The sequence below is a fragment of the Mesorhizobium sp. WSM4833 genome (genome assembly GCF_055811095.1).
Genome location: NZ_JBVVQG010000017.1, coordinates 83761 through 106715, shown reverse-complemented (window position 1 = coordinate 106715; position 22955 = coordinate 83761). Strand labels below are relative to the sequence as shown.

General features: G+C 62.1%; 23 protein-coding genes and 1 pseudogene. 5 read left to right on the top strand and 19 right to left on the bottom strand.

Going from position 1 to position 22955, the window contains the following annotated elements; all coding sequences use genetic code 11:
• Position 1: 1 nt before the first annotated feature.
• The 11 genes from AC0L2D_RS27190 to AC0L2D_RS27140 form a co-directional block, all read right to left on the bottom strand.
• On the bottom strand, positions 2-1255 hold the full coding sequence (locus AC0L2D_RS27190) for a sarcosine oxidase subunit beta family protein (protein WP_473543273.1): 1254 nt from the start codon (positions 1253-1255) through the stop codon (positions 2-4).
• A gap of 36 nt (positions 1256-1291) precedes the next feature.
• Positions 1292-2599: a type III glutamate--ammonia ligase gene (gene glnT, locus AC0L2D_RS27185; RefSeq protein ID WP_024502590.1), complete on the bottom strand. Its 1308-nt coding sequence runs from the start codon at positions 2597-2599 to the stop codon at positions 1292-1294.
• 61 nt (positions 2600-2660) lie between these two features.
• Positions 2661-3989, bottom strand: a complete 1329-nt coding sequence (locus tag AC0L2D_RS27180) for an FMN-binding glutamate synthase family protein (protein ID WP_063167615.1) — start codon at positions 3987-3989, stop codon at positions 2661-2663.
• A 6-nt stretch (positions 3990-3995) separates the two neighbouring features.
• Positions 3996-4721 (bottom strand): GltB/FmdC/FwdC-like GXGXG domain-containing protein, encoded by a 726-nt coding sequence (locus AC0L2D_RS27175; RefSeq protein ID WP_013532905.1) that lies wholly within the window; start codon positions 4719-4721, stop codon positions 3996-3998.
• Positions 4722-4725: 4 nt separating this feature from the next.
• A complete protein-coding gene (locus AC0L2D_RS27170) occupies positions 4726-5622 on the bottom strand; it encodes a class II glutamine amidotransferase (protein ID WP_063167616.1) in 897 nt (298 codons plus the stop codon).
• Positions 5623-5726: 104 nt separating this feature from the next.
• Positions 5727-6050, bottom strand: a complete 324-nt coding sequence (locus tag AC0L2D_RS27165) for a hypothetical protein (RefSeq protein ID WP_013532903.1) — start codon at positions 6048-6050, stop codon at positions 5727-5729.
• Entirely contained in the window at positions 6047-6736 is a 690-nt protein-coding gene (locus AC0L2D_RS27160; RefSeq protein ID WP_473543270.1) for a hypothetical protein, read from the bottom strand. Before AC0L2D_RS27160 ends, AC0L2D_RS27165 begins: the two co-directional genes overlap by 4 nt.
• Before the next feature lie 45 nt (positions 6737-6781).
• Complete coding sequence (locus AC0L2D_RS27155) at positions 6782-8185, bottom strand: APC family permease (RefSeq protein ID WP_024502594.1); 1404 nt, start codon at positions 8183-8185, stop codon at positions 6782-6784.
• A 14-nt stretch (positions 8186-8199) separates the two neighbouring features.
• Positions 8200-8361 (bottom strand): hypothetical protein, encoded by a 162-nt coding sequence (locus AC0L2D_RS27150; RefSeq protein ID WP_013532900.1) that lies wholly within the window; start codon positions 8359-8361, stop codon positions 8200-8202.
• Positions 8362-8396: 35 nt separating this feature from the next.
• Positions 8397-8774 carry a hypothetical protein gene (locus AC0L2D_RS27145; RefSeq protein WP_013532899.1) on the bottom strand — a complete coding sequence of 126 codons (378 nt, stop codon included), beginning with the start codon at positions 8772-8774 and terminating at the stop codon, positions 8397-8399.
• Positions 8775-8786: 12 nt separating this feature from the next.
• Complete coding sequence (locus tag AC0L2D_RS27140) at positions 8787-9074, bottom strand: hypothetical protein (RefSeq protein WP_473543268.1); 288 nt, start codon at positions 9072-9074, stop codon at positions 8787-8789.
• A 286-nt stretch (positions 9075-9360) separates the two neighbouring features.
• Here AC0L2D_RS27140 and AC0L2D_RS27135 point away from each other — a divergent pair, with 286 nt between their 5' ends.
• The 4 genes from AC0L2D_RS27135 (at position 9361) to AC0L2D_RS27120 (ending at position 13245) form a co-directional block, all read left to right on the top strand.
• Complete coding sequence (locus tag AC0L2D_RS27135) at positions 9361-10494, top strand: aminomethyl transferase family protein (RefSeq protein ID WP_473543266.1); 1134 nt, start codon at positions 9361-9363, stop codon at positions 10492-10494.
• 142 nt (positions 10495-10636) lie between these two features.
• The gene (locus AC0L2D_RS27130; protein WP_473543264.1) at positions 10637-11233 is read left to right on the top strand and encodes a dimethylamine monooxygenase subunit DmmA family protein; all 597 of its coding nucleotides are present in this window, start codon (positions 10637-10639) and stop codon (positions 11231-11233) included.
• Positions 11230-12195 carry a PDR/VanB family oxidoreductase gene (locus AC0L2D_RS27125; protein WP_473543262.1) on the top strand — a complete coding sequence of 322 codons (966 nt, stop codon included), beginning with the start codon at positions 11230-11232 and terminating at the stop codon, positions 12193-12195. Before AC0L2D_RS27130 ends, AC0L2D_RS27125 begins: the two co-directional genes overlap by 4 nt.
• Before the next feature lie 9 nt (positions 12196-12204).
• Positions 12205-13245 carry a heme-dependent oxidative N-demethylase family protein gene (locus tag AC0L2D_RS27120; RefSeq protein WP_473543260.1) on the top strand — a complete coding sequence of 347 codons (1041 nt, stop codon included), beginning with the start codon at positions 12205-12207 and terminating at the stop codon, positions 13243-13245.
• Between the two features lie 119 nt (positions 13246-13364).
• Here AC0L2D_RS27120 and AC0L2D_RS27115 read toward each other — a convergent pair.
• Both AC0L2D_RS27115 and AC0L2D_RS27110 read right to left on the bottom strand, forming a co-directional pair.
• Positions 13365-13734 (bottom strand): annotated as a pseudogene (locus AC0L2D_RS27115) (endonuclease domain-containing protein).
• A gap of 154 nt (positions 13735-13888) precedes the next feature.
• A complete protein-coding gene (locus tag AC0L2D_RS27110) occupies positions 13889-14605 on the bottom strand; it encodes a helix-turn-helix domain-containing protein (protein WP_013532893.1) in 717 nt (238 codons plus the stop codon).
• Positions 14606-14922: 317 nt separating this feature from the next.
• On the opposite strand from AC0L2D_RS27110, the gene AC0L2D_RS27105 reads away from it, so the two are divergent.
• A complete protein-coding gene (locus AC0L2D_RS27105) occupies positions 14923-16281 on the top strand; it encodes an NAD(P)-binding domain-containing protein (protein ID WP_013532892.1) in 1359 nt (452 codons plus the stop codon).
• 13 nt (positions 16282-16294) lie between these two features.
• Here AC0L2D_RS27105 and AC0L2D_RS27100 read toward each other — a convergent pair whose 3' ends face one another.
• The 6 genes from AC0L2D_RS27100 to AC0L2D_RS27075 form a co-directional block, all read right to left on the bottom strand.
• Positions 16295-16672, bottom strand: a complete 378-nt coding sequence (locus tag AC0L2D_RS27100; RefSeq protein ID WP_013532891.1) for a GFA family protein — start codon at positions 16670-16672, stop codon at positions 16295-16297.
• A gap of 29 nt (positions 16673-16701) precedes the next feature.
• A complete protein-coding gene (locus AC0L2D_RS27095; RefSeq protein WP_473543258.1) occupies positions 16702-18684 on the bottom strand; it encodes an ABC transporter permease in 1983 nt (660 codons plus the stop codon).
• Complete coding sequence (locus AC0L2D_RS27090) at positions 18681-19766, bottom strand: quaternary amine ABC transporter ATP-binding protein (protein ID WP_473543256.1); 1086 nt, start codon at positions 19764-19766, stop codon at positions 18681-18683. The genes AC0L2D_RS27095 and AC0L2D_RS27090 overlap by 4 nt, the downstream gene beginning before the upstream one ends.
• 77 nt (positions 19767-19843) lie before the next feature.
• On the bottom strand, positions 19844-20818 hold the full coding sequence (locus AC0L2D_RS27085; protein WP_027163833.1) for an ABC transporter substrate-binding protein: 975 nt from the start codon (positions 20816-20818) through the stop codon (positions 19844-19846).
• Between the two features lie 419 nt (positions 20819-21237).
• On the bottom strand, positions 21238-22002 hold the full coding sequence (locus AC0L2D_RS27080; RefSeq protein WP_473543254.1) for an SDR family oxidoreductase: 765 nt from the start codon (positions 22000-22002) through the stop codon (positions 21238-21240).
• An 80-nt stretch (positions 22003-22082) separates the two neighbouring features.
• The gene (locus AC0L2D_RS27075; protein WP_473543252.1) at positions 22083-22952 is read right to left on the bottom strand and encodes a DUF427 domain-containing protein; all 870 of its coding nucleotides are present in this window, start codon (positions 22950-22952) and stop codon (positions 22083-22085) included.
• Positions 22953-22955: the final 3 nt, after the last annotated feature.

Genomic DNA, 22955 nt, shown 5'->3' with positions numbered 1-22955 from the left:
TTCAATGCAGGTTCGGTTGGGCGCCCTGGCCCTTTTCGTCGATCATGGCGCCAGTTCGGAACCGGTCTAGGCGGAACCGTGCCGCTTCTTCATGCGACTCGTCGCGAGCCAGGAGGTGCGCAAAGACAAAACCGGACCCTGGCGTCGCCTTGAAGCCGCCATAGCACCAGCCCGCGTTGAGATAGAGCCCGTCGACGGGCGTCTTGTCGATGATCGGTGAACCATCCATCGACATGTCCATGATGCCGCCCCACTGGCGCAGCAGGCGCACGCGGCCGATCATCGGCATCAGCGCCATGCCGCCCTCGCAGACGTCTTCCATCACAGGCATGTTGCCGCGCTGGGCGTAGGAATTGTAGCCGTCTATATCGCCGCCGAAGACGAGGCCGCCCTTGTCGGACTGGCTGACGTAGAAATGGCCGGCGCCGAAGGTCATGACGCCCGGGATGAGCGGCTTGATCGCCTCGGAGACGAAGGCCTGCAGCACATGGCTCTCGATCGGCAGGCGCAGGCCGGCCATTGCCGCGACGCGCGACGAGGAGCCGGCGACCGCCATGCCAACCTTTCCGGCGCCGATCTTGCCGCGCGACGTCTCGACGCCGGCCACCTTGCCATTGGCGTCTCTGACGAAGCCGGTGACTTCGCAATTCTGGATGATGTCGACGCCGAGTTCGCTCGCCGCATGCGCATAGCCCCAGACCACCGCATCGTGCCGCGCCGTGCCGCCGCGCCGCTGCAACAGCCCGCCTTGCACGGGAAAGCGCGCATTGTCGAAGTTCAGGAACGGGATCATCTTCCTGACGGCAGCGAGGTCGAGCAGTTCGGCGTCGATGCCGTTGATGCGCATAGTGTTGCCGCGCCGCGCATAGGCGTCGCGCTGCGCATCGGAATGGTAGAGGTTGATGACGCCGCGCTGGCTGACCATCGCATTGTAGTTGAGGTCCTGCTCCATCCGCTCCCACAGCTTCATCGACAATTCGTAGAAGCCGGTGTTGCCGGGCAGACCGTAATTGGAGCGGATGATGGTGGTGTTGCGGCCGGCATTGCCGGAGCCGATCCAGCCTTTTTCGAGCACGGCGACATTCTTGATGCCGTACTCGCTGGCGAGGAACCAGGCGGTGGCCAGCCCGTGCCCACCGCCGCCGATGATCACCACGTCGTAGCGATCCTTCGGCGTGGCGTCGCGCCAGGTGCGCTGCCAGTTCTTGTGGCCGGACAGGGCGGCACGAGCGAGCGAGAAGATCGAATATTTCATCAGTTCATTCCGAGGTCGCTCGCGTCGCGCTGGTGGTCAAATATCCAGCGTGTGGTCGCGCTCCCATTGCGTGAAGTGCGAAGCATAGGAATTCCATTCCTGGTGCTTCAGCTTTAGGTAGGCCGACGAGAATTCCTCACCCAGCGCCGCCTTGAGCGATTTGTCCTTGTCGAACTCGCGCAAGGCGTCGAGCAGGTTGAGCGGCAGTTTTGGCGCGCCCTTTACCGTATGGCCATGCTGGTACATGTCGATGTCGTAGCGCTTGCCAGGATCGGCCTTCGAGCGAATGCCGTCGAGGCCGGCGGCGATGATGACCGCTTGCAGGAGATAGGGATTGGCGGCGCCATCCGGCAGCCGCAGCTCGAAGCGGCCGGGGCCGGGCACCCGCACCATGTGGGTGCGGTTATTGCCGGTCCAGGTCACCGTGTTCGGTGCCCAGGTCGCGCCCGAAATGGTGCGCGGCGCGTTGATGCGCTTGTAGGAATTCACCGTCGGGTTGGTGATCGCGGCCAGTGCGGAGGCATGTTTCATGATGCCGCCGAGGAAATTCCTGCCCTTGGCCGACAGGCCGAGCTCCATCGAATTGTCGGCGAAGACGTTGGTCTTGCCGGCCTTGTCCCAGACCGAGATATGCGCATGGCAGCCATTGCCGGTCAGGCCCTGGAAGGGCTTCGGCATGAAGGTCGCGCGCAGGCCATGCTTTTCCGCGATCGACTTGACCATGAATTTGAAGAACGAGTGCTTGTCGGCGGTGGCCAGCGCGTCGTCGAAGGCCCAGTTCATCTCGAACTGGCCGTTGGCGTCCTCATGGTCGTTCTGATAGGCGCCCCAGCCGAGCGCCAGCATGTGGTCGCAGATCTCGGCGATGACGTCGTAGCGGCGCATCACCGCTTGCTGGTCGTAGCAGGGTTTTGAGGCCGTGTCGTATTCGTCGGAGATCGTCTTGCCGTCAGGCGAGATCAGGAAGAACTCGGCCTCGACGCCGGTCTTGACATGCATGCCGTCGCTGGCGGCTTCCGCGATCAGCCGCTTTAGTGTGTTGCGCGGCGCCTGGTCGACCTCCTTGTCGTCCATGATGCAGTTGGCCGCGACCCAGGCGACCTCAGGCTTCCACGGCAGCTGGATCACCGAATCCGGATCCGGCACCGCAAGCATGTCGGGATGCGCCGGCGTCAGGTCCAGCCATGTGGCGAAACCGGCAAAGCCGGCGCCGTCCTTCTGCATGTCTGATATCGCCTGCGCCGGCACCAGCTTGGCACGCTGGCCACTGAACAGGTCAGTGTAGGAAATCATGAAATATTTGACGTTTTTCGCCCTTGCGAATTCAGCAAGATCAGTTGCCACGGTAGTTCCCCATTTTTATCGATTGTTGTTCCCGAGTATGCGGGAATCGGCCCTTCGTTGATCAGAAGCCGTTCTTCCCCGGTATCCAGTTGGTGCCGGCCAGCGGCACGCCGGCCATGGCGGCTGCCTCGATCGTCAGCGCGACCAGGTCCTCGGGTTCGAGATTGTGCAGGCTGTTCTTGCCGCACGCGCGGGCGATCGTTTGAGCCTCAAGCGTCATCACCTTGAGGTAGTTCGCCAGCCGGCGCCCGGCAGTCACCGGATCGACCCGCTTCATCAGTTCCGGATCCTGCGTGGTGATGCCGGCGGGGTCGCGACCCTCGTGCCAATCGTCATAGGCGCCGGCCGTGGTGCCAAGCTCGTTGTACTCCGCCTCCCAGCGCGGATCGTTGTCGCCGAGCGCGACAAGGGCAGCCGTGCCGATCGAGACCGCGTCGACGCCGAGCGCCAGCGCCTTGGCGACATCGGCGCCGTTGCGAATGCCGCCGGAGACGATCAGCTGCACCTTGCGGTGCATGCCGAGGTCCTGCAGCGCCTGCACGGCCGGCCTGATGCAGGCAAGCGTCGGCTGGCCGACATTTTCGATGAACACTTCCTGGGTGGCGGCGGTGCCGCCCTGCATGCCGTCGACGACAACGACATCGGCGCCGGCCTTCACGGCAAGCGCCGTGTCATAATAGGGGCGCGCGCCGCCGACCTTGACATAGATCGGTTTTTCCCAGTCGGTGATTTCGCGCAATTCGAGGATCTTGATCTCGAGATCGTCGGGTCCAGTCCAGTCGGGATGGCGTGAGGCCGAGCGCTGGTCGATGCCTTTCGGCAGCGTGCGCATTTCGGCGACACGATCCGAAATCTTCTGGCCAAGCAGCATGCCGCCGCCACCCGGCTTGGCACCTTGCCCGACGACGACCTCGATCGCATCGGCGCGGCGCAGATCGCGCAGGTTCATGCCGTAGCGCGAGGGCAGATATTGATAGACCAGTTGCTTGGAATGGCCGCGCTCCTCCTCGGTCATGCCGCCGTCGCCCGTCGTGGTCGAGGTGCCCGACAGGGTAGCGCCGCGTCCGAGCGCTTCCTTGGCCGGACCCGACAGCGAGCCGAAGCTCATGCCGGCAATGGTGATCGGAATCTTCAACTCGATCGGCTTCTTGGCATGGCGAGAGCCGAGCACGACCGATGTGTCGCAGCGCTCGCGATAGCCTTCGAGCGGGTAACGCGAGATCGAGGCGCCGAGGAACAGTAGGTCGTCGAAATGCGGCAGCTTGCGCTTGGCGCCGGCGCCACGGATGTCATAGATGCCGGTCGCCGCGGCACGGCGGATCTCGGAAAGCGTGTAGTCGTCGAAGGTCGCGGATTTGCGCGGCGTCGTCGGCGGGTTCCTGTAGGTCATGCTGCCTCAATACGCGTCGGCGTTGTCGATATTGAAATTATAGAGGGTACGCGCCGAGCCGTAGCGCTTGAACTCCGACGGCTTGACGCCGGTGACGCCGGCGCGGTCGAGCAGGCCCTGCAGCAATTCCAGATGCTCGGTCCGCATTTCCTTGGCGATGCAGTCGGCGCCCAGGCTGTCGACCTTGCCGCGCACGAAGAGCCGCGCCTCGTAGATGGAATCGCCGAGCGCATCGCCGGCATCGCCCAACACCACCAGATTGCCTGACTGCGCCATGAAGGCCGACATATGGCCGATATTTCCATGCACGACGATATCGATGCCCTTCATCGAAATGCCGCAGCGCGACGAGGCGTTGCCTTCGATGACCAGCAGGCCGCCCTTGCCGGTGGCGCCGGCATACTGGCTGGCGTCGCCTTTGATGGTGATCGAGCCCGACATCATGTTCTCGCCGACTCCAGGCCCTGCCGAGCCATGCACGGTAATGGTGCTGCCGGAATTCATGCCGCCGCAGTAATAGCCGACGCTGCCGCGCACATCGATGGCAACAGGCTGGTCGACGCCAACGGCCACCGAATGGCTGCCTTTCGGGTTCAGCACTTCCCATGCCGTTTCGTTCGAGCCGGGAGCCAGATTGTGCAGCGCCTGGTTGAGTTCGCGCAGCGACAACTGGTCGAGATCGAAGACCCGAGGGTCGTGTGCCGCGGTTTTTGAAAGCGTGGTTGCCGGCATGAACTCAATGCTCCCAGAAATAGACGGTTGCGGGCTCGGGTTCCCAGACCCTCGCATTGTCTATGCCGGGCAGTTTGGTCAGCGCGCGATATTCCGAGCCGAAGGCGACATATTGGTCGGTTTCGGCCATCACGGCTGGCTTGCAGGCAATCGGATCGCGCACCACGCCAAAGCCGTTCTTGGTGCCGACGACGAAGGTGAAGAAGCCGTCGAGGTCGGAGAGCGTGCCTTCCAGCGCCTCGCCGAGATTCTTGCCATGCGCCATCTGTGACGAGAGATAGGCGGCAGCGACTTCGGTGTCGTTCTCGGTTTCGAAGGTCATGCCTTCGCGGATCAGTTCGCGGCGGACATTGTTGTGGTTCGACAGCGAGCCATTGTGCACCAGGCACTGGTCGGCGCCGGTCGAGAACGGATGCGCGCCCATCGTCGTCACCGCCGATTCCGTCGCCATGCGGGTATGGCCGATGCCATGTGTGCCGGTCATCTTGCGGACATCGAAGCGATCGACGACTGCCTCGGGCAGGCCGACTTCCTTGTAGATCTCGACCACGTCGCCGGCGCCCATGATGCGGATGTCGGGGCGCAGCGCCTGGATGGTTTCGCGCGCTTCATCGATCTTGGCAGGCGTGGTCCTGACGACCGCATGGGTGGATTTCACCGCGATCGTCACCGGCGTGCCGATGGCCTTGGCGAGCTCCGCCTCGAGGCCGCGGAAATCGCGGTCGGGCTTGGCCGACTGGATGGTGATCTTGGCCTCATTCTTGGACGGCGCGCCATAGATGGCGATGCCGGCGCTATCGGGACCGCGATCGCTGAGCGAGATCAGCATCTGCGACAGCATCGCGCCAAGCTGGGGTTCCAGCGACTTGTCCTTCAAAAACAGTCCGACAATTCCACACATGTCAGCCTCCCGACGTTTTGTAGCTAAGAGATCGTTTGCAACTCTGAAATGATGTATCGAATGAGGTCCGCAAATTCAATCGTATGAAAAAAATATTCCTCTAATTACCTATGCGTCTCAATGCCGCTCTGCCCACTATCGTTGCCTTGCCGGGCGTTGTGAACCCATTTGGCGGTGCGGATGCGGGCGAGCTTGTAGGCGTCCAGGATCGACAAAGCATAGATCAGGAAGCCGCCGGCGTGACGGCCGACGAAGCTGGCATCGGGCGGCGCGATCTTGGCCGTCACCCATGCCAGGATCACCATGAAGAAAAGGAATTGAAGGCCGCGCACCGGCACGCCCAGAATGACGTGCCCGCTTCCCGGCAGCACGATTGCGGCGCCGAGAACCAGATAGGGATTGGTGGGTGCAGTGGCGGAACTGGTCATGCGGCCTGCCGTTCGCTTTTGTTGATCGCGTCGCGAAGCGCCGACACCGACATCAGCAGCCTTTCGATCAGCGCGGGATCGAGTGCGGCGTCGCCGAATTCGGCCTGCCGGAAAACGCCATAGCGCGCCCGCTCGGCTTCGGCCAGAAGCCAGACGATGCGTATACCCTTGGGCGTGATCAGCAGTTCCTTGGCGCGCCCTTCGGAAAAGATCTCGATATGGCTGGCGATCAGGCCTTGCGGAAAGCGCGCCGCCCTGCGGTCGGTGCGCAGCACCGACTCGGCGGGAAATCCCGGAGCCTTGGGCAGCGTATGCTCGAGATGATCGAAATTGGAGAAGGTCGTCGGCGAGCCCGGCCGCATCATCATGTCGAAGGTGGCTGGTACCGCGACCTCTTCGGTGATCGAAACACTGAGCCAGCGCGCCGGCAGTTTGCGCGTCGCCAGCGTATCGACGATGGTGCGCACCTGGACACGTTTGCTGTTCCAGGATCCTTCCCAGGTGATGACGCCGGCGGTGCCATCCGAAACATTGGCAGCATCGGCGATGATTGTGCGGATGCGGTCCTGCTCGACGGCGAGCGCCATCGATGCCCTGCTGCGGCTGGCACGCGCTTGCCAGGCAAGGTGGAGAACGACAACCAGGAAAATGGCCCCGGCCAGCAGTGCTGATGTCAGATCGGACATTTTCTCATGCCAGGCCCGCCCGGGATCCGGACGGGCCTACTCCCATCAATAACCCTGCGGCTTTGGCCACGGCATGGTGAACTGGTCGCCGCGCCGCACGAATTTGTAACGGTAGAAGTGGAACCACAGCGAGATCAGGAAGTAGAAGGCGACCATGGCGATCAGCTGCGAGCCGAAGCCGAGGAAGATGGCGAAGAAGGTCACCACGCACAGGCAGAACAGCACCATGGCCGGGATCGGATGGAAGGGGTGGGTGTAGCCTCGGCGGATCGAGCCCAGCGGCCACTTCTTGCGGAACATGATGATGTTGATGCTCATGAACGTGTATTGCAGCACCCCCGACAGGATCGAGAAGGTGATCGCCTGGTTGAGGTCGGCGATGAAGGCGAAGGCCAGCGCGATCGGCAGCAGGAACAGGATCGAGCGATAGGGCGTGCGATATTTCGGATGCACGGCCGAGAACCATGTCGGCAGATAGCGGTCACGGCCGAGCGAGAACCAGGCGCGCGCCGCATCGTTGATGCAACCATTGGCCGACGCCAGCGCCGCCAGCAGCGTGGCGACGAACAACAGGTTCTCGAGCAGCGGGCTGCCGGTCAGCTTGCCGGCGTCCCACAGTGGATAGTAGGTGATGCCGAGATATTCCCAGGGCATCAGCGAGGCGCAGACATACCAGGTCATGGCCGCCGCGATCAAAAGCGTGATCATGCCGGCCATGGTGCCGTAAGGCAGCGAGCGGGCCGGGGAGCGCACTTCCTCGGCGGCCTGTGTGGTGCCTTCGATGCCGAGATAGTACCAGATGCCGAACTGGAAGGCGGCGATGACGCCGATCCAGCCATAGGGAAGCGCATTGCCAGGGGTGACCAGTTCGTTCAGCTTCAGCACCGCGCCTTGCGTCCACGGGCTGACCGAGAAGAACAGGATGACGATCGAGATATAGGCGATCGCGGTGATGACGAAGTTGACGTTGAGCGTCATCAGCACGCCGCGATAGTTCAGCCACGCCAGCACGACGATGGTCGCGGCGATGAAGGAATTGTGGGTGAGCCCTTCGACGCCGGCCTTGGCGACGATGGTGTCGCCGAGCAGGATGGCGTCGGACACTTCGAGCATCGTGTAGGCAAAGACCAGGAACAGCGCGACGTTGAACGCCATCAGCGGTCCGACGATGTGCTTTGCCTGCGCATACTGGCCGCCGGCGGCGGCCACGGTCGATGTCACCTCGGAATCGATCATCGCGACCGAGGTGTAGAGCAATCCGACGACCCAGCAGACGATCAGCGCGGCCAGCGCGCCACCCTTGTCAGCCGAGAAATTCCAGCCGGTGAATTCGCCGACCAGGACGATGCCGACGCCGAGCGCCCAGACATGGGCCGGTCCGAGCACGCGCAGGAGTGAAACTCTGTCCCCTTGGACAGCCGGGGCAGCCGGTTCAAGTGCGATCGTCATTGTTCAATCCTCACTCAGATCCGGTGTTTTTCGGAAGTGGCTTCCAGTTCGCCTTCGCGCGACGAGGTCAGCACCTCTTCGGAGAAGGTCGTGTCGACCTTGAACCAGTCGTAAAGCATCCACAAAGCGAGCACGATCGAGATGCCCCAGCATGCGTAAGAGAGTGCCACCCACATGATCGTGTCCCCGAATTAAATCGTCCTCAGAACTCTTACTTGTCGTCGAATTTTTCGTTGATGACGTCGCGATATTCGCGGTCGGATGCGCGAAACAGGAAGACGAAATAGCCTATCAGCACCGCAGCCATTATGATCAGCGTCGGCCAGTCGATGACATAATGGAAGCGGTTCTGGATGATGTCGTGCGCGGTCTCGGGCGTGTAGCCGAGCTTTTCCCAGATCGAGGCCATGGTCGGGTTCTGGCCGAGCGCTTCCCACGTCTTGGCGTCGAGCGCGTCGATGGATTTCGCCGCACCGGCGAGGCCCAGTTTCAGCGGCAGCCACAGCGCCACGAAAATGGCGACGACGACGACAGCGATGTCGAAAACCTGCCCGGCCTTGCTCTGCTCCGGCGGCGTGTAGCGGGACATTTCTTCTACCCCTCAGGACTTGCGGTTGCGGAATGCGTCGGCGTTCTTGATGTCGAGCCCGTAGATGAATTCCTTGTCTTCCTTGTAGTGCTTGACCATCGCCAGGATGGCGGCCGTGTTGAAGATCAGCACGGCGGCGGCGGCGATCGCGACCACGGCCTTGATGCCGCTGTGCGGGATGTAGGGCCATGTCATGAGCAGGACGAAGAGGATCGTCGCCCACAGGCAGACGATCAGGAGCGCGGATCCGCTCACGTCGGAGCGGTACAGCGCTTCGATGCGCTGTTGCATGTCTGACATCGGTTTTCCCCTTTTTCCAACGCCAGGCCCCGAATTGGCCGGACGCTGCTCTCTTTCAAGAGAGTGAAATTTTTTTCATAAATTCAGTCCGAATCCCGCAATTGTCAAGCGCGATTTACGTGAGGTTAACTGTTTGCTTTGCGCGGTGGATTTTGCCTGACAATGAAATTAATTGCTTATGGGTATTGCGGCGTCCTGGCGTTTGCGATCAATATTCGGTCAAAGCTCCCGCCACTGCGCAGGGGGCAGGGAACAGCAGAGCTTTATCGAAACGGAGGACGAGCGGATGACGGCATCCTGGAGATTTTCGACCCTGGCGGATCGCCACCGAGCGCTCGGTTCGAAGCTCGAAGACTGGAGCGGCATGGGAACCGCCTGGACCTACGACAAGGATGCCGACGAGGAGTACATCGCCATCCGCACCAAGGCTGGCCTGATGGATGTCTCCGGCCTCAAGAAGGTGCACATCACCGGGCCGCATGCTTCACACCTGATCGACCTGGCGACGACGCGCGACGTCGAAAAGATCTACCCCGGCAAGTCGGCCTATGCCTGCATGCTGAACGAGGCGGGAAAATTCACCGACGATTGCATCCTCTACCGCACCGGCCCCAATGCCTGGATGGTCGTGCATGGTTCGGGCACCGGTCATGAGGAGTTGCAGCGTGCTTCGGTAGGGCGCGACGTCTCGCTGCGTTTCGACGACAATCTGCACGATCTGTCGCTGCAGGGTCCGACATCAGTCGATTATCTGGCCAAGCATGTGCCGGGGATTCGCGACCTAAACTATTTCCATCATATGCAGACGCAGCTGTTCGGCTTGCCCGTCATGATCTCGCGCACCGGCTACACCGGCGAGCGCGGCTATGAGATCTTCTGCCGCGGCCAGGATGCCGGCACGATCTGGGACAGGATCCTCGACGAGGGCAAGAGCGCCGGCATCATTCCGTGCCGCTTCACCACCCTCGACATGCTGCGGGTGGAAAGCTACTTGCTGTTCTACCCCTACGACAATTCGCAGAAATACCCGTTCGAGAACGAAGGACCCGGCGACACGCTGTGGGAACTCGGCCTCGACTTCACCGTCAGCCCCGGAAAGACCGGCTTCCGCGGCGCCGAGGAGCATTATCGCCTCAAGGGTAAGGAGCGCTTCAAGATCTACGGCGTTCTGCTCGACGGCAAGGAGCCGGCCGATGAGGGTGCGCCGGTCTATCGCGACGGCAAGAAGGTGGGCGTGGTAACCTGCGCCATGTATTCGCGCCTGGTCGAGAAATCGATGGGCATCGCCCGCCTCGACGTCGACTGCGCGGTCAAGGACACCAAGCTCGAAATCCGCAACAGGAGCGGCGCCATCAAGGCCACCGCCCAGCCATTGCCATTCGACGATCCCAAGAAGACCAAGCGCACGGCGAAAGGTTGAGGCATAATCAACAGCGAGGGGTTCGAGCAATTCCAGGAAAAGTGTGAAACGGTTTTCCGTCCGGAATTGCGTCAAAGCAAAGAGATAGAGCGGTCCGCCGTTTCTATGAAACGGTGAAGCGCTCGAAGGCACGAAGACTTAAATGGCAGCCAAAAGCATCATCAGCCGGCCTGTTTACGGAACCTTGTCTCCGCAGCCCGGCAAGCATCATCTTTTTATCGCGGATGCGGAAGGGGCGCTGGCGATAGCGGAGATGGCCGGGAGGGCGCCGCCCGGGTTTTTCGACGACGCCGAAATCGTTTTCATTCCCGGGCCTGACGGCAAACACACCGCAGCCCTCGAAGCGCTGAGACCGGCGCAGTTTCATCTGTCGCCATCCTTCGCCAGCCTGCTGCCACGGCTTAGGCAGACACTGGCAAATGCGCATATGGGCCTGCGCCTCTATCTCGCCGGCACTGAGGGCCTGATCGGCCAGGCGATGCAGGTGGCGCTTGAAGCCGGCATCGACCACACTTCGATCCAGACCGAGCACCGCGGTTCGCTGGCGCGGCGCATGCAATGCGTCCACTGCAAGGGCATCACCGAGAATGTGACGACGCAGCCGGCGACCTGCGCGCATTGCGGCCTGCTGCTTCTGGTGCGCGATCATTATTCCAGGCGCATCGCGGCGTTCCAGGGCGTCTGCATCAACGCCGAGGATCGCAGCGAGATTCCTCCGATGGAGGAGGTTTTCCGATGAGCACCGGAACCACAAAACTCGATGTCGTGGTCAGCGACGTCGTCCCGGTCAACGACCTCGTCACCCGCTTCCATTTCCGCCGGCGCGACGGCGAGTTGCTGCCGACCTTTTCCGGCGGTGCCCATATCGTGGTCGAGATGCGCGACGGCGAACGCACCAGGCTCAACCCCTATTCGCTGATGGGCTCGCCGCTCGACACGCGCGAATACACGATCTCGGTGCGCCGCGACGATGTCGGCCGCGGCGGCTCGCTGTTCATGCACCGGAACGTCAAGCCCGGCATGGAGATGGTGGTCAGCTATCCCGTCAATCTGTTCTCGCTCGACCTGCGCGCCAAAAAGCATCTGATGCTGGCCGGCGGCATCGGCATCACGCCGTTCATGGCGCAGACCGCTCAGCTTGCGGCGGAAGGCGGCAATTTCGAACTGCACTACACCTGCCGCACCGCATCGCTCGGCACCTACGCCGATGTGCTGCGCGAGCGCTACGACCGACGGGTCAGGCTCTATCATGACGACCTTGACGAGCGCATCGAACTCGACCGGCTGCTGTCGACGCAGCCGCTCGGCACGCATCTCTATGTCTGCGGCCCGGCCGGCATGATCAACTGGGTGCGTGATCGCGCGGTAAGCCTCGGTTGGCCATCGGAAACCGTGCATTTCGAGCATTTCGCGGCCCCCCAGCCTGGCCTGCCTTTCGACGTGACGCTTGCCGTCAGCGGCAAGACGATCCGCGTCGATGAGCAGCAGAGCCTGCTGGAAGCGATCGAAGCGGCCGGCGTCGATCCGCCCTATCTCTGCCGCGGCGGCGTCTGCGGCCAGTGCGAAACCAATGTCATCTCTTGCGACGGCAAGTTCATCCACAACGACCACTGGCTGAGCGAGGAAGAGCACCGTTCGGGCAAGAAGATCATGCCGTGCGTGTCGCGCTTCGAAGGCCGGTCGCTGGTCCTGGAGCGCTAGGAGGAAATCATGGGCATCACCTTTCGCAAGGAAACGTTCCGCGACGACTTCACCTTCAGGAACAGCCCTGAGCACATCAGGCGCTTCCCGTTCCCTTTCCACGAAGACGCCTACATGTATGCGGTCAACATTGAGCCGCATGTCGTCGGGCCGAAAGGCAGCGTGCTGGAAAACCTGATCGACGTCGACGAGCACTATGTCGCCGAGATGCAGGACCGGGCGCTGGTGCTGGCCGAGGACCCGCTGCGCTGCCAGTCGCTGCCGCACATGACGCTGGCCGGTTGGGACTTGCTGGAACTGCTGATGGAGCAGCAGGCGCTGGGCTATCCCGAGCATTTCACGCTGACCCGCGACGGCGACCGCTGGCGCTGGATCAACCGGCCGCTCGGCATCGACGACACCTTCACCTTCGGCGACACCTCGACGCTGCCTTACGGCCCGATGGAGTACATCACCCGCCAGAGCCAGGGCGACTTCTGCATCCTCGACCAGCGCGACGGCAATCTGTGGATGGATGCCGGCATGGTCACCACCCAAGCCGACTGGTCGCTCGATTTCGACATCGGCATGAACTTTTTCGAATGGCACGCGCCGGTGCCGCTGGCGCATGAGAAGGGGATTTTTGTCAGGGCGCTGAAATTCCTCACCAACATCCAGCAAGGCAAGCCGGCCAGGCGCCTGAACTGGACGATGACCATCAATCCGCGCCTCGACACCAGCCCCGAAAACTATCACAAATGGGGTCCGGACCGGGCTACGGTGACGCCGGAAAATGTCGGCGACAAAGTGCATCTGCGCGTCGAGCTGCAGAGTTTTTGGCGCCTGCCGCGCTCGAACGGCATCGTCTTTCCGATCCGCTGCTATCTGATCAAGATGGATGAGCTGGTGACGCAACCAAAATGGGCCCGGCGCCTGCACCGCGTCATCCGCGACCTGCCCGACGAACTCGCCAACTACAAGGGCCTGACCCGGTATAGGTCAACGTTGGTCGAGTGGCTGTCGAAGCTCGACGACGGCAGCCCGACGAGCCCTGGGTTCGGATCGGATTGAATAGCTGATGTTGGCGCTGCCTCCAAAGCAGCCAATCTCCCCCCAAGAGGGGGAGATGCCCGGCAGGGCAGAGGGGGGCGCCGTGGAGCGCCTGCGTTACCCAATCTCCACCTCCGCGCTTACGACGCGTCGTCCAGCCCAGCCATAATCACGACATGCTGGCAGACATTGTCGATATCGCGAATGACATCGTCGTTCCAGAAGCGCAGGACCGTCCAGCCCAGCGCTTCAAACCTGGCAGTTCTTGCAGCGTCTGATTCCGACGTTTCGGCCTGGCCATGCTGAGAACCATCAAGCTCGACGATCAGCTTTTTGTCCGGCATGCAAAATCGACGATATGGCCGGCGATAGGCATCTGGCGCCGAAATCCTAGTCCCATTAGCCTGTGTGCCCTGATCTCATTCCAAAGCTTTAGTTCGGATCGGTCATCACCTTGCGCACCGTGCGCGCATTGCGGCGGTTCTTGGCGGATACCAGATTGTGTGTCATCGCGGCTCGCCCCCCTCTGTCCTGCCGGACATCTCCCCCTCAAGGGGGGAGATCGAATGTCACTTCGGCTTTCGCCAATTACCAGTGCTGCAAAAGAGGAGCCGTCGCGAAGCCGATTTGCCTCACGAGAGACCAAGGGGAGATCGAGTCCCGCTCAACCCGCGCTCTGCGGATAGCAGATAATCGACAGATACCGCATCGGCAGTTTCGTCAGCTGTTCCGGCCCGTGCGGCGCGTCGGCGTCGAAGAACAGGCTGTCGCCGGGCTTCATCGGGTAGAGATTGCTGCCGTGCCGGTAAACGACCTCGCCCTCGAGCATATAGAGGAACTCCATGCCCTCATGCTGGAAGGTCGGAAACACATCGGAATCCTCGGTCAGCGTGATCAAATAGGGCTCGACGACGACGCCGCTGGTGTTGGAGCCGATATGGCCGAGCAGATTGTACTGGTGACCGGCGCGCGTGCCGCGGCGCTCGACATCGAGGCCTTGGCCGGCCTTGACGAAAACGGCGCTGCGCTCTTCCTCGAAGCGGCGGAAGAAGGCTGTCACCGGGACGCCGAGCGCCCGCGACAGCGCCTGCAAGGTGGTCAGTGACGGCGAGGTGATGCCATTCTCGATCTTCGACAGCATGCCCAGCGAAATGTCGGTGGCGACCGCCAGATCGGCGACGGTGATGCCGAGCTTCTTGCGGAAGGCGCGCACCTCGCGGCCGATCGCCACCTCCAGCACCTTTTCGCGCGTGTCGCGAATGGCATGCGGGTTCTGCGTCAGCGGCGCGCGGATGGTTTTCCCGTCGGCCGAGACCTTTGGCTGCGGCTTGGCCTTTGCACCGGCTGGACCAGCCTTGGAATCGGAAACCTTCTTCGCCATGTCGCCCCCGGCACTCCTGCGGATTTATTTCACTCTAGGTGAACATGTCAGGTGCCGATACAGCAGCGCAACTGCGACGGCAAGTCGCCTGAAAGCGCATGCGCACGATCCGGCGTTTGGCCGCGTCCGGTTTTTTGCGGGAAATCCACATCGGCGGAACGTTGTTTCCGCACCGGGCTGTTGACAGCACGAAAGGGCCAATTACTGTCCCTGTGAGTGAAATTTGTTTCGTAAGAGCAATTCCGGGAAAGCGCATAGCGCTTTCCCCTTGGGAGTTGCGTCAAGGCAAAAGTCGAAACCAGATCGGGAGGCCTGCCATGAAAAGTCGCGTTGCCGTCATCGGAGCCGGCCCATCCGGCCTGGCACAGCTCAGGGCCTTCAAATCGGCGGCCGACAAGGGCGCCGACATTCCCGAGATCGTCTGCTTCGAAAAGCAGTCGGACTGGGGCGGCCTGTGGAACTACACCTGGCGCACCGGTCTCGACGAGCATGGCGATCCGGTGCACGGTTCCATGTATCGCTATCTCTGGTCGAACGGACCAAAGGAATGCCTGGAATTCGCCGACTATACTTTCGAGGAGCACTTCGGCCGGCCGATCGGCTCCTATCCGCCGCGCGCCGTGCTGTGGGACTACATCAAGGGGCGCGTCGAGAAATCAGGCCTGCGCAAATGGGTGCGCTTCAACAGCCCGGTGCGCATGGTGACGTTTTCGGACGAGACGAAGAAATTCACCGTCACCGCGCATGACCGCACCAACGACGTCACCTACTCGGAAGAGTTCGACAATGTCGTCGTCGCCTCCGGGCATTTCTCGGTACCCAACGTGCCCTATTTCGAGGGTTTCTCCACCTTCAATGGCCGCATCCTGCACAGCCATGATTTCCGCGACGCGATGGAGTTCAAGGGCAAGGATATCCTGATCATCGGCCGCTCCTATTCGGCCGAGGACATCGGCTCGCAATGCTACAAATACGGCGCCAAATCCATCACCTCCAGCTACCGCTCGAAGCCGATGGGTTTCAAATGGCCGGAGAATTGGAAAGAGGTGCCGCTGCTGCAGAAGGTCGTCGGCAAGACCGCGCATTTCAAGGATGGCACGACCAAGGATGTCGACGCCATCATCCTGTGCACCGGGTACCTGCATTCCTTCCCCTTCCTGACCGACGATCTGAAGCTCAAGACAGCCAACCGCATGTGGCCGCTCGATCTCTATGAAGGCGTCGTCTGGGAGAAGAACCCACAGCTTTCCTATATCGGCATGCAGGATCAGTTCTACACCTTCAATATGTTCGACGCGCAGGCCTGGTTTGCCCGCGACGTCATCATGGGCCGCATCAAGCTGCCCTCGGCCGAGGCGATGGCCGCTCACGGCGCGAAGTGGCGCGCGCGTGAGGAAACGCTGGAAGACGCCGAGCAGATGATCTGGTTCCAGGGCGACTACACCAAGGAATTGATGGACCAGACCGATTATCCCGGTTTCGACGTCGAGGCGGTCAACCAGACCTTCATGGAATGGGAACACCACAAGGGCGAAGACATTATGAGCTTCCGCGACCACGCCTACCGCTCGCTGATGACCGGCACCATGGCGCCGCTGCATCATACGCCGTGGCTGCAGGCGCTCGATGATTCGATGGAGAGCTATCTTGAGGTGAAGGGCGTTGCGGCGGAATAACGAGTGGGCGCCGTCAGGCCGGCGCCTCGACCCAACCGTGGCGACTCTCGCCATAGACAGACTGCGTCGGCGCCGGAAATGCCGGGTCTCCGAAGCAGCCGACTGCGACGGCTACCGCCGCCGGTTTTCGTGACGGATACCAGAAGACCGTTGAGCCGCACGTTCCGCAGAAATGGAAGGTGACGGGAAAGCCGCTGTCGGAATCGCGTTGGAATGTCTGGAATGAGCCGCTGATCTCGGTCTCGGCGGCATCGAAGAAAGCGGCGATCCCGAACGGACTGCCGGTCCGCCGCTGACAGTCCAGGCAATGGCAAAGCGAGACCTTGGCCGGCTCTTGCGGGCAGCGGATCTGCAATTGGCCGCAGGTGCAGTGAGCGATCCGGCCAGTCATCATTCTCTCCTGTGTCGGGGCGGCTAATCCTAACCCAGCCTTGCGCGCGCCTTCGCCGTCCAGGCGCTGAACAGCCGGTCGGCGACGATGCCGATGAAGGCGATGGCGAGACCGGCGACGATGCCGCGGCCGGAATCGGCTTTGGACAGTGCGATGAACACTTCCTGGCCGAGATCGCGGGTGCCGACCATGGCGCAGATTATGATCATTGCCAGCGCCATCAGGATCGTCTGGTTGACGCCCAGCATGATTTCCGGCAGCGCCAGCGGCAGTTGCACGCGAAAGAAGGTCTGGCGCGGCGTGCAGCCCGACACCTTGGCCGCCTCGATCAGCGCCGGCGGCACCTGCCTGATGCCGTGATTGGTGTAGCGGATCGCCGGCACCACGGCGAAGGCGATCGTCGCGATCATCGCGGTGACGTCGCCGACCCGAAACAGCATCACCACCGGGATGATGAAGCAGAAGGATGGCAGCACCTGCAGCGTATCGATGACCGGCGTGACGATCTTCTCGAACCGGTCGCTGCGCGAAGCCATCAGCCCGATCGGGATGCCGATCAGGCAGGCGATGAGGGCCGCAATACCGCAGAGATAGACCGTCGCCATGGTCTTTTCCCACAGGCCGGTGATGGCGCAGAAGGCGGTCAGCGCGGCGACGAGGACGGCGAGACGCAGGCCGGAGAGTTGATAGCCGGCAAGGCCGAGCAGGAAGACAGCGCCGAGCCACGGAAAGCCCTCGCAAAAGGCGCGCAGCGGGTTCAGCAGATTGAGGATGAGCGCCACGCGAAACGCTTCGATCGTGTCGAAGAAATTGATGGTCACCCAGTTCACCGCCGCCTTCCACAGCGGCGCCGTGGTGAAAGTGATCGCTTTCGGCACCACTGCCAAGGCCGGCACGAACAGGCCGAACAGTGTTGTCACGACAAGGATGGCGATGGCCAGCGTCAGGTTGGGGTAGCGCCGCCAGAGGCTCGGGCTTACCTCCTGATGGACATGGCCCTTTGCTTGGCTGTGCGCGATGGCCTGGCTCAGCCGGTCGAGTGCGATGGCGAGTGCCACAATGGCAAGGCCGGCTTCCATCGCCTCGCCGACCTTCAGCGCGCGTAGCGCCAGGAGCACGTCGTAGCCGAGGCCGCCGGCACCGATCATCGAAGCGATGATCACCATGTTCAGCGCCAGCATGATGACCTGGTTGACGCCGACCATCAATGTCGGCCGCGCCGACGGCAGCAGCACCCGCCACAGTTTCTGCTGCGCCGTGCAGCCGGCCATTTCGCTGAAATCGTCGATCTCCGACGGCACCCGCGACAGGCCGAGCATCGTTGCTCGCACCATCGGCGGGGTGGCGAAGATGGCGGTCGCAATCATCGCCGAGACCGGGCTGTTGCCGAACAGCAGCAGCATTGGGATGAGATAGGCGAAGGTCGGGATCGTCTGCATCAGGTCAAGGGCAGGGGAGACGATGAGCCTTTCGGCCCACGGCTTGCGCCACGCCCAGATGCCGGCGAACAGCCCGGTGACGATGCAGAACGGCACGGCGATGGAGATCAGCCCAAGCGTCAGCATGGCGCTGGTCCATTGGCCGAACAGCGCGATATAGAGAAAGCAGCCGCCGACCAGCAGGCCGAGTTTTCTGCCGCCGGCGGCATGCCCGGTGATGAAGGCGGCAGCACAGACGCCGACCCAGGACAGCCGCGGCAGGACATAGGCGTCCGCGCCGTGACCGATCTTGAAATTCTTGGCCAGCAGATTGAGCGCGAAATCGAGCGGAACGCCGAGCACAGCGGTGATCGAGCGGGTCAACCAGGACAGGTTCGACTTGATCCAGCGCATCAGCGCGCTGACCCAATCGGCGACCGGCACGACGGCGCTGGCCGGATAATTGACCGCCCAGGACAGGCGGTCTTGCAACAGGAACACGACAAGCACGGCCGCGAGTGCCACCGCCCAGACGAACAGCCAGACCTGAACCGGGCGCGACCGCGTTTCGCCGGCGCTTGCCGTCACCGTCATGTGCCGGCTCCGGAACGCTCAATGCCGGCCAGCAGATCGATCACCGCTTGCGGCGTCACCTCGCCGATCGGTTTGCCGGTGCCGTTGACCACCGCGAACGGCTTGTTGGCGGCAACGATGCTGGCGGAAAAGCTGGATATCTTGGCCTCCGGCGCCACCGTTCCGCCGTGCTCCGAGCCGTCGCAGGCGCGCATGAGGCTGCGTGCCGAGATCACCTTGGCGCGGTCGACGTCGCGGGTGAACTCGGCGACGTAGTCGGTCGCCGGATTGACCACCAGTTCCTCCGGCGTGCCGATCTGGATGACCTCGCCATCCTTCATGATGGCGATGCGGTCGGCCAGCCGGATGGCCTCGTCGAAATCATGGGTGATGAAGACGATGGTCTTGTGCAGCATCATCTGCAACCGCATCAGCTCGTCCTGCATCTCGCGGCGGATCAGCGGATCGAGCGCCGAGAACGGCTCGTCGAGGAACCAGATTTCCGGTTTTGTCGCCAGGCTGCGGGCGATGCCGACACGCTGCTGCTGGCCGCCGGACAGTTCGCGCGGATAGAAATGCTCGCGACCCCTTAAGCCGACAAGCTCGATGACCTCGCGCGCCCTTGCTTCGCGTGTCGCCCGGTCCTGCCCCTGGATGCTGAGTGGGAAGGCGATGTTCTCCAGCACGTTGAGATGCGGCAACAGCGCAAAATTTTGGAACACCATGCCCATGCGGTGTCGTCGCAATTCGATGAGTGCTGCATCGGAGATTTTCAGCAGGTCATTGCCCTCGAATTCGACCTTGCCGTGGGTCGGCTCGACCAGCCTCGACATGCAGCGCACCAGCGTCGACTTGCCGGAGCCCGACAGGCCCATGATGATGAAAATCTCGCCCTGGCGGATTTCAAGGTCGACGGCGCGCACCGCGCCGACCAGCCCGGCAGCCGTGACGTCGGCCATGCTGGCCTTGCCGTCACGTTCGCGGATGAAATTGGCCGCGTTCGATCCGAACAATTTCCAGACGTTGCGGCAGGCAAGCTTTACCGGACGGGCGTCTTTTGGCGCGCCCGCCGTGTTTGGCTCCTGTTCAGTCCTGTCCGTCATTCGAACGTCCCTCTGGAATATCAACAAGTGAGGCCCGGCTGGTCAGCAGCCGGGTCTCATTTTTCCAGTCGGAACGATCACTGCGCCCAGGCTTTCCAGTCGGCCTCGTGGGCGGCGATCCAGGCAGCTGCGACGTCCTCCGGTGTCTTGCCGCCGAGATCGATCTCGCCGCTCATCTTGTTGAGCTCATCGGTGTCGATCGTGTAGGCCTTGGCCACCTTGTAGGCGACCGGCCATTTGTCCTTCATGCCGGACCAGGAGTATTTCCAGATCTCGCCATGCGGCTTGCCGCAGTCATATTTGGCGTCGGGGTTCACGCCCCATTTCGGGTCGTTGTAGCACTCGGGCGTGTATTCCGGGAATTCAACCCACTCGCCCTTGTATTTGGCCGGCGCCCAATGCGGCGAATAGATCCACAGCATGATCGGCGCCTTGCGCTGATAGGCGGAATCGAGCTCGGCGAACATCGCCGCGTCGGTGCCGGCATGGATGACGGTGAAGGGCAGTTTCAGCGCCTCGACGCGCTCGTCGTCAAAGCCTTCCCAGGTCACCGGGCCGCCGAGATAGCGTCCCTTCGGTGCGGTCTCCGCCGTCGAGAAGGCTTCGGCGCATTTCGGGTCCTTTAGCGCTTCCCAATTGGGCAGGCCCGGGCATTTCTCCTTCATGTATTCCGGAAACCACCACTCTTCCTTGGCCTTGGGTCCGAGCTTGCCCAGCCGTTCGGTCTGGCCGGTCGCATCGGAGGCCTTCATGGCTTCGCCGGCGGTCGTGTCCCAGAACTCCAGGCCGACATCGAGATCGCCATTGGTGAGGCCTGTGGTCAGGCTGGAGAGGTAGTCGGCCGTGGGATACTCGACGGTATAGCCGAGCTTTTCCAGGATACCGCCGAGGATCTTGGCGTTCAGATTGACGCTGGTCCAGTCGAACAGCGCGATCTTGATCGGATCGTTGGATTCTGGTGCGGCGGCTTGGGCGGAAGGTGTCAGTGCACTCGCCGCGGCGAGTGCGAAGGTTCCCATTGTTAAGTTCGAAATCACACTGCGAAGTGACATGCTTGTTCTCCTTCAAGCTGTGAAAATTATCGTTCGTTCCCTTCTTGCGGCTTTTCTTGATTGTGTTGGAAAGGCTGGTCTTTGCGCAAGGCCGTCGGCGCCAGATTGTTGCCCCGGCTTTGGCCGGCGCAGGCAAGATGGTGCTCAATTCTAGTGATGATGGAACAGGACTGCAGTGTCGGCGTCATGGTTGCCGACGGATCGCTGCGGGGGCGGTCATCTGCGGATCGATTGCCAGTCTTGCGGCGCCTTGCAAGGTGCGAGCCATCAAGGTCTCATGTTCTCGGCTGTCGACCCGGCAAGCGCCATCTCGCCAAGCCAGTTTCATGGGATGAAATTATATATATCAAGGTTCATGTCGCGCAACGACTAACACCGCGCGAGGCGTATAAATTCAGACTGCAGGCGAAGTTGAACCTCTACCAGCAGACGTAGCCGCCATCGACAATCAGGTCGAGGCCGGTGACGAAGCTCGCTGCGCGGCTGGCCAGGAACACCGTAGGTCCGACCATTTCCTCCGGCGCCGCCATCCGCCCCATCGGCGTGTCGCGCTTGAAGATCTTCACCTCATCGGCCACCTCAGGCCGCTTGTTCATCGGCGTCAGTGTGTAGCCCGGGCTGACGACATTGACGCGCAGGCCGCGATCGGCCCACTCCATGGCGAGACTCCTGGACATGTGGATGACGGCGGCCTTCGAAGAGTTGTAGTGCGCCTGCGTCAGGCCCCGGTTGACGATGGTGCCCGACATCGAGGCGATGTTGATGATCGAGCCCTTGCCTCGCACCAGCATCTTGCGCGCTTCGGCCTGACAGGACAGGAACACGCCGGCGACATTGACCTCGTGCACCTTCTGCCACGTCTCCAGCGGCATCGTCTCGGCGGGTTCGGAGCCGGCAATGCCGGCATTGTTGACCGCAACGGTCAGCGCACCGAGTTCGCTCTCGACTCGATCGATCGCCGCCGCCAGATCGCTCTGCGATGTCACTGTGCCGTTCAGCACCAGCGCCTTGCGGCCGAGTGCCGTGATCCGGTGCGCCGTTTCATCCAGCCCACCTTTCGACGCGTGACCAAAACAGGCGATGTCGGCGCCTGCCTCGGCCAGCCCGATCGCGATGGCCTGGCCGATGCCGCTGCCGGCGCCGGTGACCAGCGCGACATCGCCATCCAGCTTGAAAAGATCCATCGAGTGTCCTCCCTGTCCCAGGGAGGGTATGCGCTGACCCGTGCTTCGATCAAGCGCCCGCGCGCAAGCGGCGTCGATGCCTAGAAATAACCGCTCGACGCGGCCGTGGCTTCCTTCGGGATTTCGACGCCATCGACCAGGATCTTGTCGACCAGCTCGTGGTGGAAACAGACCAGCCCCTTGATGCGCTCCGCCTCATGCACCGGCTCCGGATAATACCAGACCAGGTTCTCGTGGCGCTTGGCCTTGGTAGTCACGTGATAATAGTTGGAGATGCCCTTGTAAGGACAGCGCGAAATGTAGCGGCTGGGCGCGAACATATCGAGCCGCGTGTCGGCGATCGGCAGATAGTGGCGCACCGGATGGCCGGTCTCGAACAGGAACACGCCGCGGCGTGAATCGGCGACCTGCTCACCATCGAGGATGACCTGCACGCGCCGCGACGACGGCAGGCAGTCGACGCGGCGGAACGGATCGCGGGCGTGGACGAAGATTTCCTCGTCCTCCTCGAACCAGTGTCCCATCTTGCTCCAGGTGAAAGACATGTAGTCCGATATCGGCGGACAGCCCTTGACCGGATCGAGATAGCGCCAGGCCGCGTCCTCGACCAGCGTGATGCCGGTGTTGAGCGAATAGTGGGTGGCTGTGCCCTTGAATGGGTCCTCTGTCGTGGTCTTGCTCGGCAGCAGGAACTCCTCGCGAACGTCGCCGATCGGAAAATAGTAGACCGGCAGATGATCGGATTCGTAGAACACCAAGGCGTTGGTCGTATCGGCCACGGTCATTGACCCCACCTGCACACGCAGGCGCTTCTGCGTCGGCATGGTGAAGGCTATGTAGCCCGGCTCGAAGTCGTACTGCTCGATGCTGTCGAGCAGCGGAAAATGCGGCCCGCGGCCGCGCAGATGAGGCTTGCGAATGGTAGTCTCCCGTTTTGTTTCTTTTGTCATCGG

Excerpts from the sequence above, each read along its gene's own strand:
- AC0L2D_RS27190 (WP_473543273.1), bottom strand. The coding sequence starts at position 1,255 with ATGAAATATTCGATCTTCTCGCTCGCTCGTGCCGCCCTGTCCGGCCAC.
- AC0L2D_RS27180 (WP_063167615.1), bottom strand. The coding sequence starts at position 3,989 with ATGACCTACAGGAACCCGCCGACGACGCCGCGCAAATCCGCGACCTTC.
- AC0L2D_RS27175 (WP_013532905.1), bottom strand. The coding sequence starts at position 4,721 with ATGCCGGCAACCACGCTTTCAAAAACCGCGGCACACGACCCTCGGGTC.
- AC0L2D_RS27170 (WP_063167616.1), bottom strand. The coding sequence starts at position 5,622 with ATGTGTGGAATTGTCGGACTGTTTTTGAAGGACAAGTCGCTGGAACCC.
- AC0L2D_RS27165 (WP_013532903.1), bottom strand. The coding sequence starts at position 6,050 with ATGACCAGTTCCGCCACTGCACCCACCAATCCCTATCTGGTTCTCGGC.
- AC0L2D_RS27160 (WP_473543270.1), bottom strand. The coding sequence starts at position 6,736 with ATGTCCGATCTGACATCAGCACTGCTGGCCGGGGCCATTTTCCTGGTT.
- AC0L2D_RS27155 (WP_024502594.1), bottom strand. The coding sequence starts at position 8,185 with ATGACGATCGCACTTGAACCGGCTGCCCCGGCTGTCCAAGGGGACAGA.
- AC0L2D_RS27150 (WP_013532900.1), bottom strand. The coding sequence starts at position 8,361 with ATGTGGGTGGCACTCTCTTACGCATGCTGGGGCATCTCGATCGTGCTC.
- AC0L2D_RS27145 (WP_013532899.1), bottom strand. The coding sequence starts at position 8,774 with ATGTCCCGCTACACGCCGCCGGAGCAGAGCAAGGCCGGGCAGGTTTTC.
- AC0L2D_RS27140 (WP_473543268.1), bottom strand. The coding sequence starts at position 9,074 with ATGTCAGACATGCAACAGCGCATCGAAGCGCTGTACCGCTCCGACGTG.
- AC0L2D_RS27135 (WP_473543266.1), top strand. The coding sequence starts at position 9,361 with ATGACGGCATCCTGGAGATTTTCGACCCTGGCGGATCGCCACCGAGCG.
- AC0L2D_RS27130 (WP_473543264.1), top strand. The coding sequence starts at position 10,637 with ATGGCAGCCAAAAGCATCATCAGCCGGCCTGTTTACGGAACCTTGTCT.
- AC0L2D_RS27125 (WP_473543262.1), top strand. The coding sequence starts at position 11,230 with ATGAGCACCGGAACCACAAAACTCGATGTCGTGGTCAGCGACGTCGTC.
- AC0L2D_RS27120 (WP_473543260.1), top strand. The coding sequence starts at position 12,205 with ATGGGCATCACCTTTCGCAAGGAAACGTTCCGCGACGACTTCACCTTC.
- AC0L2D_RS27110 (WP_013532893.1), bottom strand. The coding sequence starts at position 14,605 with ATGGCGAAGAAGGTTTCCGATTCCAAGGCTGGTCCAGCCGGTGCAAAG.
- AC0L2D_RS27105 (WP_013532892.1), top strand. The coding sequence starts at position 14,923 with ATGAAAAGTCGCGTTGCCGTCATCGGAGCCGGCCCATCCGGCCTGGCA.
- AC0L2D_RS27100 (WP_013532891.1), bottom strand. The coding sequence starts at position 16,672 with ATGACTGGCCGGATCGCTCACTGCACCTGCGGCCAATTGCAGATCCGC.
- AC0L2D_RS27095 (WP_473543258.1), bottom strand. The coding sequence starts at position 18,684 with ATGACGGTGACGGCAAGCGCCGGCGAAACGCGGTCGCGCCCGGTTCAG.
- AC0L2D_RS27090 (WP_473543256.1), bottom strand. The coding sequence starts at position 19,766 with ATGACGGACAGGACTGAACAGGAGCCAAACACGGCGGGCGCGCCAAAA.
- AC0L2D_RS27085 (WP_027163833.1), bottom strand. The coding sequence starts at position 20,818 with ATGTCACTTCGCAGTGTGATTTCGAACTTAACAATGGGAACCTTCGCA.
- AC0L2D_RS27080 (WP_473543254.1), bottom strand. The coding sequence starts at position 22,002 with ATGGATCTTTTCAAGCTGGATGGCGATGTCGCGCTGGTCACCGGCGCC.
- AC0L2D_RS27075 (WP_473543252.1), bottom strand. The coding sequence starts at position 22,952 with ATGACAAAAGAAACAAAACGGGAGACTACCATTCGCAAGCCTCATCTG.